Genomic DNA, 11,938 nt, shown 5'->3' on the forward strand with positions numbered 1-11,938 from the left:
CAGAAGGCGTCCCCAGTTCGCAATCGGCGACAGTTGACGTCCCTGGTTTCTGAAGTGGCGTCCAGGTGGACCGACGAGCCGCTCCCGCCTCGACCCTTGAGCGCCGTCCGCGGCTCAATCTCAGTTCCACCTCGAGGCCCGCTAGTATCCTTCGAGTCGTCGATCGAGCGCGACTTCCTGATGTTCTGTAGGACGAGCCATCGCGTCACCGCCGTTTATGCCCAACGCCTGGTGATTGATTTCCAGGATGTGAAACGCGGAGCGGCTCGTCGGTACACACCTGATTTCGTTGTGGAGGTCGACGCCGCCGCTGGGCTCTCATGGCGAAGGGCGGTCGTTGAGGTGAAGACCCAGCGCGATCTTTGGCGCTCCCGCAGGATGATGCGCGCGCCCTATGCCGCCGCGCGAACGTGGGCCGCGGGGCAAGAAGGAACGATCTTCCGAGTGGTGACCGACCGGATGATGAGCGGTGAGTGGTTGGCCAGCACCCGGTTGTTGTCAGGCCACCTCGACAAGCCTTGCGTCGCCTTCCTGCAACAACGTGACAGCTATCGCATCAGCGAGATTCTCGCGCTGGCGCAACAACGAGGTCTTAATCCTCAAGCTCTACTGCCCGCGCTCTACCGTATGGTCGCGCGAGGCCAACTCTCCCTCGACCGCGGTCAGCCGATTGGACCTCAGACGTGGGTTACCGTTGTTGGATCGCAGAAGCGACTATGAGGCGAAGCGCGCACTACCCGGGCCAGGGGCGCCGCTCGACATTTCGACGATGGATGAGGCGCAGGTCGCCGAAGCCGAGCGCCGGCGCGACATCATCGCGCGCCTGGAAGCCGCAGGTCGGTTCGACAGCGCGACCGTGGAGGCCGCGGCCGCCGAGTTCGGCGCCAGCAAGCGGCAATTCAATCGCTACCGCAAAAGCCTCCGAGATACCGGCGCGCTGACCTGCCTGTTGCCGCGCGGCCGTAGCGGGGGGCGTGGGCGGGTTCGGTTGGACCCCCGCGTCGAGGAAGTCATCACCGAGGTGCGGCTGGAGTTCAGCCGTCATCGCAAGGAGGCCAAGAACCATCACGCATTCGCCGAGATTCGAAACCGCTGCGTGCGGCGGGGCTTGATACCGCCTTCTCACAACACTTTGCGAAGCCGCTTCGCCGGCGTTCCGGCGCGTGAGCGCGTCGGCCTGAAGTACGGGAAGAAGGTGGCTCGTGAGCGGTACGAGCATCTCCGCGGCAATCCTGCTCGAATTGCACATCGAAAGACGCCCGAAACGACGTTTCCACTAGAGCGCATCCAGATCGACCACACGCTCGTCGACGTGGTCTGCGCGAGCGTCTTCGATCGGGAGCATGTCGGCCGCCCCTGGATCACCATCGCGTTGGACGAGTGCACACGGGCGATCCTCGCGTTCGTGCTGACTTGGGAATATCCAAACGCCTCGACGGTCGCGCAGTGCATGACGCGGGTGATGACGCCCAAGGATGAATGGCTGGAGCGCGTCGGTGTTCCTCTCCCCTGCGCGTTGATTTCGGCGAGGTGCGACGCAGGTTCGCATTCGGCGATGTTCAGCGCCTCGAGCAAGATCATCCCTTGGCTCGGCAAGCCGGTCTGGTGGATTCTCCATCCCCGATAGGTCGTCTCAATAGTCGGCTCGAAGTCAGTCCGGTGGAGGTGCAGATCCTCGCAGCGCAGGGCGCCCCCGGCGGCCCCCACCGCTCGATTGATGTGGTCCGCGACGGGCCCCACATAGAATCCCGCGACGCCTCGCTCGGCGACCCGAACGTTCGGAGGCTCCTCGCTGTCCATTCGCTCCCCTGGCGCGGTATGAACCGCCGCCTCATAGTGCAGTTTGATCCTGACGAGCCCAGCATGTCTGCGCCCACCTTCGCGGAACCTGACCAGGGTCCGCTAGCGGGCGGCCGGAAGGTGAATGCTAGGCATGATCTAACCCTCGGTCTCTGGCGTCGCGACTGCGAAATTTCGCGAGGGTTTCCGAGAAGGTGATTGCGCTTCGCAGATCTCCAGGCGCGTGGGTGCGGACGTAGTCAGCGCCATTGCCGATCGCGTGAAGTTCCGCCGCAAGGCTCGCTGGACCCAGATCCTTTACAGGAAGGCCAACGGTGGCGCCCAAGAAGGATTTCCGCGACACCGAGACCAATAGCGGAAGCCCCAACGCCGACTTCAGCTTTTGAAGGTTCGACAGCACGTGCAGCGATGTTTCCGGTGCGGGGCTCAAGAAAAATCCCATCCCCGGATCGAGGATGAGCCGGTCGGCAGCGACCCCGCTCCGTCGCAAGGCGGAAACCCGCGCCTCGAAGAACCGCACAATCTCGTCGAGCGCGTCTTCGGGTCGAAGGTGACCGGTGCGGGTGGCGATGCCATCCCGCTGCGCTGAGTGCATAACCACCAGCCTGCAGTCCGCCTCAGCAATATCGGGATAGAGCGCAGGGTCAGGAAATCCTTGGATATCGTTCAGGTAGCCCACGCCGCGCTTGAGCGCATAGCGCTGGGTTTCCGGTTGGAAGCTGTCGATTGAAACACGGTGCATCTGATCGGACAGGGCGTCTAAGAGCGGCGCAATACGTCTGATCTCATCGGCCGGCGATACAGGCCTCGCGTCCGGATGGCTGGCGGCCGGTCCGACATCCACGACGTCTGATCCGACTCGCAGCATTTCGATCGCCGCGGTGACAGCGCCGGCGGGGTCTAGCCGCCGGCTCTCATCGAAGAAGGAGTCCTCGGTGAGATTCAGAATGCCGAACACCGTCACCATGGCGTCGGCCTCCGCAGCGACTTCCACGATGGGGATCGGGCGAGCAAAAAGGCAGCAATGACGCCGTGGCACATTGGCGACTTCCACGTGGAAGTTTCACCGAGCTGACTCGGCGGGCCCATCCGGAAGTCGCAACCACGCAGGTCAGCCCGGCTCAGATCCAGTTTGACGAGCCTCTGCTTACGAAAGCTGACGCCAGGAAGCTTGGCGTCGATTAGCAGGGTCTCCGAAAGCCCCAGCCCCATCGTTGCTGCTTCCGACAAATCGGCGCCGGTCAGCTTGCAAGACAGCACTGTCAGCGACGTCAGTTTTGCGCGTCGGAAAATGCTATTGTTGAAATCGCTCGATAGAAATTGTGCATCCGACAGATCAACACCAACGAAAGAGGCTATCGGTGCGCGGCAGGACTTCCAGACCGTCCGTTCAAGCATGGCTCCGTCGAAACGTCCGTTTCGCATGCTGCATCGCTCGAACGTCCAACCCGTCAGATCACGCCGTGAGAGGTCCAACCCATCGAGATCACAATCGACGAGCCGGACCGGACGACGCGGCGCACACAGACCGTCCACCGCGTCCGCCGACAGACATTCCCCTTCGACGCACAGTATATCCTCAGCAGCCTTTGCGGAAACGGTCATGGAAACACACCTTCGCTTGCTGCCGGCTCACCGCCCGCCGTTATCGGCGAGCGTTCCCGCAGACCGCCGCCAAGCGCGACATAGAGCGATACCCCATTCTGCAATTCAGCGCTGCGTAAGGCCAGCAATTGCTGTTCGGCCGCGAACAGGCTGCGCTCGGCATCGAGGACTTCGAGATAGATCGAGATGCCGTTGTCATAGCGCTTTCGGGCGGTCTGCGCGAGGCGTCGCTGCGCCTCGACCGCGCTGGCCTGTGCGGCGATCTGCTCGGCATAAAGCTGCCTGCCAACCAGCGCATCGGCGACCTCCCGGAACGCGCCCTGTGCCGCGCGCTGATAAGCGGCGACGAGTTCGTCGGCCCGCGCCCGGCTGAGGCGGAGTTGGGCGTTACGCCGGCCCCAGTCGAAGATCGGCAGCAACGCCGCGCCACTTACCTGATATTGCCGGGAACCGCTGTTGGTCAGATCATCGAGAGCGGGCGATATAAACCCTGCCAGCCCCGTCAGCGAGATCGACGGCAGGAAGGCCGCACGCGCCGCGCCGATATTGGCGTTTGCAGCGCGCAACTGCTGTTCGGCCTGAAGAATATCGGGCCGGTTGGCGAGCAGGGACGACGGCAGGCCCGGCTCGATCGCCGTGAGGTTGCCCTGTTCGCCAAGCGGACGGGACGCAGGGAGCGCCTCGGTAACTGGCCCGCCGATCAGCACCGTCAGCAGATTTTCGTTCTGAGCGGTGGTGCGGCGCAACTCCGCCAGTTCGGTTTCCACTTGCGTGACAAGCAGCCTGGCCTGGTCATAGTCGACCGTGGACGTGACACCGGCATCCATGCGCCGCCGCGCGATATCCAGCCCCTCCTGCCGGCTGACGACCGCGCGTCCGGCAAGAACGATCTGTTCCTCGCCTGCCCGAATTTGCAGGTAGGTCGCGGCAACCTGACCGATCAGAGACAAGCGGAAGGCACGCTCGCCTTCTACCGTCGCCAGATACTCGTGACGTTGGGCTTCTGAAAGGTTGCGCACCCGACCCCAGAAATCGAGTTCGAAACTCGGCACCTGGACGCCAAGCGAATATTGATTGAAGCTGATCGTGGTCGGACTGTCCGGCTGGCCGCCGCCTGGCAACGCGCTGCCCATGCCCAAGGCATTCAACGGCTGGTGAGTCCGCGATGCGCCGGCCTGCACGTTCAACTGCGGCAAACGCTCTGCATCCTGTATCCGGTATTGCGCCCGCGCCTGCGCAACCCTTGCGACCGACTGGGCAAGATCACGGTTATTCGCGAGCGCGGCGGCGATATAGGCCTGTAACCGTGGATCGGCGAAATATTCGCGCCATCCGATATCCGCAGACACCTGGCTGGCTGGCTGCGTGGCGGGGAAAGACGCGGAGATGGGAGCGACCGGCTGACGGTAGGCAGGCGCGAGACTGCACCCGGCAAGGGCGGTCGTCAGGCCGAGACAAAGAAGCTTATGCATGAGCCGTTCCTCCCTCATCAGGTGTGGCGGTTGGCGGCAAGGGTTTCGGTTCCTCCGCATCGCTGGCGTGATGAACAGACGCGCGCGACAGCCATTTGCGCGCCGCGAAGTAGAAGAGCGGCGTGAAGAATATGCCGAAAGCGGTCGCCGCGATCATGCCGCCCATCACACCGGTGCCGACGGCATGACGGCTGGCCGACCCGGCCCCACCGGCGATCACCAGCGGCACCATGCCGAGAATGAACGCCAGACTGGTCATCAGGATCGGACGCAGACGTTGCCGCGCGGCCTCCAGCGTCGCTTGGAGCGGCGTGCGGTCGCCAACCTCGTCCTCGATCGCGAATTCGACCACGAGGATCGCATTCTTGGCGGCCAGGCCGATGATCGTGATAAGGCCGATGTTGAAATAGACGTCTGCCGAGAGGCCGCGCAACATGGTGAACAGCACCGCGCCGAGAACACCGAACGGCACCACCAGCAGGACCGAAAGCGGGATCGCCCAACTGTTGTAAAGCCCGACCAGCAGGAGGAAGACGACGATCAGCGACAGCCCAAGCAGCAGGCCGATCTGGCCGCCCGCCTGCTTCTCCTCGAAGGCTGTTCCGGTCCATTCATAGGACTGACTGCCCTTGAGGATCTGGTCAGCGATCTTCTCCATCTCCTTGAGCGCGGTCCCGGAGGACTCGCCCGGCGCCGCCTGGCCGGAGATGGTCAGCGACGGATAGCCATTATAGCGCTGCAACTGGGTTGCCCCCTGCATCCAGTGGACCTTGGTGAAGGCCGAAAAGGGCACCATCTGGCCGCTGCTGCCGCGCACCCGCAGGTTGAGCACATCATCCTCGGTCATCCGCTGCGGCGCGTCGGCTTGCAGATAGACACGCTGGACATTGCCCTCGTTGGAAAAGTCGTTGGCATAGGCCGATCCGAACGCGATCGAGAGCGTGGCGTTGACGTCGGCGATCGAGAGGCCGAGCGCGCGCGCCTGGACACGGTCGATGTCGACATAGAGTTGCGGCGAAGGCGGTTGCCCCTCAGGACGGACACCCGCCAGCTTCGGATTCTGCGACGCCGCACCGAGGATGGCGCCCAACGCCGCCTGAAGCCCTGCCGGGTCGTTGCCGCCGCGATCCTCGATCTTCATCGTGAAGCCGGTGGCGTTGCCAAGCGAGTCGATCGCCGGCGGATTGATCGCGAAGATATTCGCGCCCGGAACATTCGCCGCCGCGCCAAACACGGCGCCAATGGCGGAATCGACCGACAGGTCCTTGCCCTTGCGTTCGTCAAAGGGCTTGAGCATCGCCCAGGAAAGGCCTGCCGTCTGACCCTGGCCAAAGAAGTTGAAACCGATGACGGAGAAAATCTCCTGCGACTGGGGAAGCTTCGCGAACTCGGTTTCAACGGCTTTCACTGCCGCTTCGGTCTGCGCCATCGTCGCCGCTGGCGGGGCATCATAGTTGATCACGAAATAGCCCTGATCTTCCTCGGGAAGGAAGCCGCCCGGCAGGCGCGCGAACAGCAGCCAGGTCACGCCGACCACGGCGACGAACACAGCGAGCCAGCGCAGCGGCCGCGACAGCATGGCAGCGACCCCGCCTGCATAGCGATCAGTCGAACGGGTGAAGCGATCGTTGAAACCATTGAAGAAGCGCTGTGGCCATCCCCGCCAGCCGGATCGCGGCTCAGGCGTATGACCCGGCTTATGGGTGTGCGGTTTGAGGAGAGTGGCACAGAGCGCCGGGGTCAGCGTCAATGCAAGCAACGCCGAGAAGAAGATCGACACCGCCAGCGTCACCGAGAACTGGCGGTAGATGCCGCCGGTGGAGCCGGGGAAGAACGCCATCGGCAGGAACACGGCGATGAGCACAGCGGTAATGCCGATGATCGCACCGCGAATCTGGCCCATGGCCTTGATCGTGGCTCTGGCGGGAGACAGGCCTTCTTCGGCCATGATGCGTTCGACATTCTCGACGACGACGATGGCGTCATCGACAAGGATGCCGATCGCCACGACCATCGCGAACAGCGAAAGCTGGTTGATGGAGAAGCCGAAGGCCCAGAGACCGAGACAGCCGCCAAGCAGCGCGATCGGAACCACAAGCGCCGGGATCACCGTCGCGCGCCAGCTCTGGAGGAACAGGAACATGACGAGGAACACCAGCAGCATCGCCTCGACCAGCGTTTGGATCACATTGTCGATCGAGGCCTGGATGAACGGCGTGGTGTCGTAGGACACCGCCCAGGTGATGTCCTTCGGAAAGCTGCGCTCCAGCTCTGTCATCCGCGCGGAAAGCGCGTTCTTGGTCGCGATGGCGTTGGACCCGGAACTGAGCTGGACGGCAAGCCCCGCGACTTCCTTGCCGTCGAGCGTCGATTTGAAATTATAATTGTCGGCGGCGAGTTCGACGCGCGCGACGTCGCCGAGCCGGACCGTCGATCCATCAGGATTGGCGCGCACGATGATATCGCGGAACTGCTCCGCAGTGGTGAAGCGGTTCTGGGTCACAATGCGCGCATTGAAAGACGAGCCGGGCGCGAGAGGCTGTTCCGCGAGACCGCCGCCGGCGGTCTGGCTGTTCTGCTCCTGAACGGCTGCGAGCGCATCGGACGCCGACAGGCTGTATCCGGCCAGCTTCTCCGGATCGAGCCAGACCCGCATCGCCTTCTCCGAGGAGAAGAGCGAGACGTTGCCCACGCCCGGCACGCGGCGCAGTTCGTTGACCACCTTGGTCGATGCGAAATCCCCCAGGTCCAGCGGCGACGTCGCGCCGGTACGGGACTTGAGGACGATGACTTCGAGGAAGCCCGAAGCATTGTCGGCAATCTGGATGCCCAGACGACGCACATCCTCAGGCAGGCGGGGTTCGGCGCGGTTGAGACGATCCTGCACCTGCGTTCGCGCGACATCGAGATCAGTGCCGGAGGTGAAAGTGACCACGATCTCGCCGGTGCCGTTGGCGCGGCTGGTCGACGACATATAGAGGAAATTGGGCACGCCGTTCATTTCGCGCTCGACGACGGCGGTGACATTCTTGTCCATCGTCTCGGCGTCGGCACCGTTATAGGTGTAGCTGAGTGTCAGAGACGGCGGCGCGACCGCCGGATATTGCTCGATCGGCAGGTTGATGAGCGCCATCGTTCCGAACAGCGCGATGAACAGGGCGATGACCCACGCGACGGCGGGCTTGTGTACGAAATAGCTGTCCATGATCTCAGCGCCCGCCCTTCGTCTGAGCGGGGGCAGCGTCGCCGCGCACCTGCACCTTTTGACCTGGCTGCGCCTTCTGCCAGCCCTCGACGATCACGCGGTCGCCGGGCTTGAGGCCGGAGCGGACGATCCAGTTTCCACCAACCTGCGCGCCGAGCTGAACGCTGCGTGCTTCTACGGTTGAGTCGCGACCGACCACTGAAACCGTGGCGTTCCTTTCTCCCATCTGCACCGCCTTCGCGGGGATCATGATGCCGCTGGGTGCCGTTCCAATGCTCAGCCTGCCGCGCACAAACTGTCCGGGCAGCAGCAGCCGCTCAGGATTTGGGAAAACCGCGCGCAGGGTCTGGCTACCGGTCGTCGAATCAACGGTCTGGTCCGAGAAATCCAGCTTTCCCGCAACGGCATAGTCCTGCCCGTTGGCGAGGATCAAACGTACTTCGATCTGCGACAGAGCCGGCACATCGAGGGAACCCGAACGCTGCGCCTGGATGAGGTCGAGAGCAGCGGCACTGGACTGCGTGAACACGGCATAGACCGGCGCAAGCTGTTCAACCGTGGCAAGCGGTGTCGCCGATGAGGCGCTGACCAATGCGCCTTCCGTTACCTGCGCGCGACCGACGCGCCCGGCGATCGGCGCACGCACGATGGTGTAGCTCTGCTGGAGCTGCGCCCGCGCAAGGGCCGCCCGTGCGTCCGCGACATTGGCGTCTTCCTGCCGCAAGGTCGCTTGTGCCTGGTCGAACTCCAGCGCGCTGACCGACCGATCTGCGACGAGCGGGGCATAGCGGCGAACGATCTGCTGGGCATTGGTGCGCGCGGCCTCGGCGCGGCGCAGCGTCGCCCGCGCCTGATCCACCTGGGCATTGAGGTCGCGCGGATCGATGCGAAACAGGGGCGCTCCCTCCACCACATCGGTGCCTTCCTGATAGAGGCGGCGCTCGATAATGCCGTCTGAGCGTGCGCGAACCTCCGCCGTGCGCACCGCTTCGATACGGCCGGGCAGTTCGACGATGTTGGGAATGGACTGTGCCTTGACGGTCATGGCCACCACGAGCGGCGGTGGTCCGGCACCCCACGCGCCGTCGCCCCCGTCCGCATCCGACCCGCTTCCGCACGCGGCCAGCGCGAAGAGCGCGGCAAGAGGCAGAGTCGCCCGGAATAGGCGGCGGGAAAGTGTTGAGGGCATAGGAACTCCTGGCCGTCCGCTACAGATGAAGCGGAGGCTCGCTGATGAATGAAGGGGAAGCGAAGCCGAACGGCGCCACATAGGCTGCTGATCGGTCTCAACCGGATTTGGGATGAGCGCAGGCGCTCGGGATTTCTGGTGCAAACGCGCGCTCATCTGTCTGGTCACGGCGCGGCGAGAAGGAGCCCGAAAAGTCCACCCGCGCACCGTTGACCTGGTTGGTCAAAAGGGCACCGTGGGTGAATATCTGGTCGCCCTGCGACCTGCGGTCGAACGGACGATGGATACAGATCCCGCAAAAATGCGAGCGTGGGGATACCAACCCACGAACTCTTCTCGGCAAGGGGGCCTCTACGCTTATTGCGAGAGGATTGCAACTTTTTTTTGGATTAGTCCCGGAAGACGGGACATGTCCCATTTTTGTGACAGCACACCTTCTCCCATGATGGAGCAGTCAGTGTAGCCGCCCGCTACCTCGTGCAGCGCCCCCAGTGCGAGCCCGCCACCGGGAACCTTGCGGTCGAGCGGGTCGATGCCAAAGGGAAGCACGCCATGCGCGCGGCGGCCGTTCGATTCGATCGTGGCGATTCGATCGCGCAGCGTGGCGATCTCGCGGTTTTTGGAGCTTTCCATACATTTGAGAACATTCTTGAACTAATCATGTTCTCTAAATGTTCTCATTACCCGCAAGAGTCAATCGAGCGGGCGCTTCATGGCCTTTGATCAACGCATAGAGGTTACACATCGCCCTGCGTCATGCGCGCGCGAAACCGGCGCAGGGTAGGGCGCGACACACCGAGCTGTCGCGCAACCTCGCTGACGCTGTCTTTGAGGGCATAGCGTGGATGGTACGCCAGACAACGCTAAGGAAGAACAGCCAGCGAACAACTACGCGACGCGGATATCTTGCGTCAGGTTGAGCGCTTTACGGCCAGCGGATGCCGCCGCTCTATCCCAGAGAAAGTCACCGGAAAAGGCGATATGTTCCCAGCCCACCGGGGAGGTATGGGCAAGGAGATCGTCGGGCACCGCGGCCGAGGCCGCTCGCAGATGCTGGACGGCGGCGTCCATGTAAGTCGCGTTCCAATAGACAATGGCGGCGATCACCAGGTTGAGGCCGGATGCCCTATATTGCTGGGCCTCATGGCTGCGATCGATGATGCGCCCCTGACGGAAAGTGTAGATCGCCTGCGTCAGGACATGTCGTTGTTCGCTGTTGTTGAGACCGGCCTGGCAACGCCGGCGCAAATCAGGGTTTTCAAGCCAGTCCAGCATGAACAGGGTCCGTTCGACCTTGCCTATTTCCTGTAGCGCCACGTCGAGCTGGTTCTGTCGCTCATAGGCCGCGAGCTTTCGCAACATGACCGAGGGTGCAACGTGGCCGGCCTTGATCGAGCCTACGAGCCGCAGCACGTCATCCCATTGCTCACGAATAATGTCGGTACGGATGCGTTTGCCCAACAGCGGCGTGATGAAGGGATAGGTTGCTGCCGGGGCAATCGGCGCGAGGCGCCTGTCGGGAAAATCGCGCAGGCGCGGGCAGAAGCGAAATCCCAGCATGGCGCAAAGGGCGAAGACATGATCGGTGGCCCCGCCGGTGTCAGTATAATGCTCGGCGATTTTGAGATCGGTGCCGTGATTGGTCAGGCCATCGAGCACATAGGGGGCCTCATGCGTCGCGGCCGAGATCACGTTGACATGGTAGGGGGCGCGCTGATCGGAGACATGCGTGTAGAAGCTGAAGCCGTGGTCGACGCCGTAGCGCGCGTTGATGTCGCCGCCCGACGCACCGCGCTTGGCTCCCCGGAAGAACTGTCCATCGGAGCTTGAGGTGGTGCCGTCGCCCCAGACCCGCGAGAATGGCATGCGGTGCTGGGCGTTGATGAGGACGGCCAGCGCCGCGCGATAGCTGTCATCGCGGATATAGGCGTCATGGGTCCACAGGAGTTGATCGCGTGTGACGCCTTGGCTCGCGGCGGCCATGCGCGAGAGGCCGAGATTGGTGGCATCGGCAAGGATGGTCGCGAGCAGCGCGTTTTTGTTAGGACAGCGCTCACCGGTGCGCAGATTGGTGAACGCCGCGAGGAATCCTGTTTCCTGCGCCACCTCATGAAACAATTCCGTGATGCGGATGCGCGGCATCATCGCATCGAGCCGGTGGGCTAGTTCCTCGGCGTCAGGCGTCGTGATCGTGCGAACCGGCGATATCTGGAGGCGGTCGTCCCGGAACCGTACATCGTCCAGGGCGTCGCGCTTCAGATGCTGGGCAAACTTCTTCAAGCGCCGATCCAGTTCGTGGCCCCGCTGTGCCAGCCATTCGTCCGCCGACAAGGGCAGGCCGAGCGCGGACACGACCGGTTTCGCCTTTGGCTCGCTGAGCAGATAGCTGTCGAACCGACGATATCCCGCCGATCGTTCAACCCAGACATCTCCGGAGCGCAATTTGTTGCGCAGGTGCGCGATCGTCGCGATCTCCCAGAGTCGCCGGTTGACCTTGCCGTCATCGCTAACCACGATCTTCCGCCATTCCTTGCGGAAGGGCATGGGAGCGTCAGCAGGCAGATCGCGCTTGCCCGACCTGTTAAGCACGCGGAGCACTTCGATGGCGGCGATCGTTTTCGTACTACCCTTGCCGGCCCTGAACTCGAGTGTTTCCAGCAAATCGGG

At 63.2% G+C, this 11,938-nt stretch carries 9 protein-coding genes and 2 pseudogenes; 2 read left to right on the plus strand and 9 right to left on the minus strand.

The annotated features are described in order from the left end of the window. Together SX1_RS23200 and SX1_RS25140 are read left to right on the plus strand one after the other, a co-directional pair. The coding region (locus SX1_RS23200) for a TnsA endonuclease N-terminal domain-containing protein (RefSeq protein ID WP_019054619.1) at nt 1–720 on the plus strand (720 nt) is incomplete at its 5' end. Between the two features lie 49 nt (nt 721–769). After that, nucleotides 770–1,627, plus strand: a complete 858-nt coding sequence (locus SX1_RS25140) for a TnsB C-terminal domain-containing protein (RefSeq protein ID WP_019054620.1) — start codon at nt 770–772, stop codon at nt 1,625–1,627. On the opposite strand, the pseudogene SX1_RS25145 reads toward SX1_RS25140, so the two are convergent. From SX1_RS25145 to SX1_RS23210, 9 genes and pseudogenes are all read right to left on the minus strand, one after another. Continuing rightward, a pseudogene (locus SX1_RS25145) lies at nt 1,606–1,800 on the minus strand (gamma-glutamyltransferase); the annotation flags it as partial. The gene SX1_RS25140 and the pseudogene SX1_RS25145 overlap by 22 nt on opposite strands. A 127-nt stretch (nt 1,801–1,927) precedes the next feature. Then, nucleotides 1,928–2,767 carry a sulfonamide-resistant dihydropteroate synthase Sul1 gene (sul1, locus tag SX1_RS20680; RefSeq protein ID WP_000259031.1) on the minus strand — a complete coding sequence of 280 codons (840 nt, stop codon included), beginning with the start codon at nt 2,765–2,767 and terminating at the stop codon, nt 1,928–1,930. 134 nt (nt 2,768–2,901) lie between these two features. Beyond that, nucleotides 2,902–3,405, minus strand: a pseudogene (locus tag SX1_RS23205) (pentapeptide repeat-containing protein); the annotation flags it as partial. Beyond that, the gene (locus SX1_RS20690) at nt 3,402–4,877 is read right to left on the minus strand and encodes an efflux transporter outer membrane subunit (RefSeq protein WP_043146221.1); all 1,476 of its coding nucleotides are present in this window, start codon (nt 4,875–4,877) and stop codon (nt 3,402–3,404) included. The gene SX1_RS20690 and the pseudogene SX1_RS23205, both read right to left, overlap by 4 nt. Continuing rightward, the gene (locus SX1_RS20695; protein ID WP_019054622.1) at nt 4,870–8,082 is read right to left on the minus strand and encodes a multidrug efflux RND transporter permease subunit; all 3,213 of its coding nucleotides are present in this window, start codon (nt 8,080–8,082) and stop codon (nt 4,870–4,872) included. Before SX1_RS20695 ends, SX1_RS20690 begins: the two co-directional genes overlap by 8 nt. A 4-nt stretch (nt 8,083–8,086) precedes the next feature. Next, entirely contained in the window at nt 8,087–9,271 is a 1,185-nt protein-coding gene (locus SX1_RS20700) for an efflux RND transporter periplasmic adaptor subunit (protein ID WP_019054623.1), read from the minus strand. A gap of 357 nt (nt 9,272–9,628) precedes the next feature. Continuing rightward, the gene (locus SX1_RS25025; RefSeq protein ID WP_019054624.1) at nt 9,629–9,904 is read right to left on the minus strand and encodes a hypothetical protein; all 276 of its coding nucleotides are present in this window, start codon (nt 9,902–9,904) and stop codon (nt 9,629–9,631) included. Nucleotides 9,905–10,008: 104 nt separating this feature from the next. Beyond that, nucleotides 10,009–10,128 (minus strand): helix-turn-helix domain-containing protein, encoded by a 120-nt coding sequence (locus SX1_RS25100; RefSeq protein ID WP_115381988.1) that lies wholly within the window; start codon nt 10,126–10,128, stop codon nt 10,009–10,011. Nucleotides 10,129–10,159: 31 nt separating this feature from the next. After that, the coding region (locus SX1_RS23210) for a Tn3 family transposase (RefSeq protein ID WP_019054625.1) at nt 10,160–11,938 on the minus strand (1,779 nt) is incomplete at its 5' end.

The organism is Sphingobium xenophagum NBRC 107872 (genome assembly GCF_000367345.1).
Taxonomy (GTDB): domain Bacteria; phylum Pseudomonadota; class Alphaproteobacteria; order Sphingomonadales; family Sphingomonadaceae; genus Sphingobium; species Sphingobium xenophagum.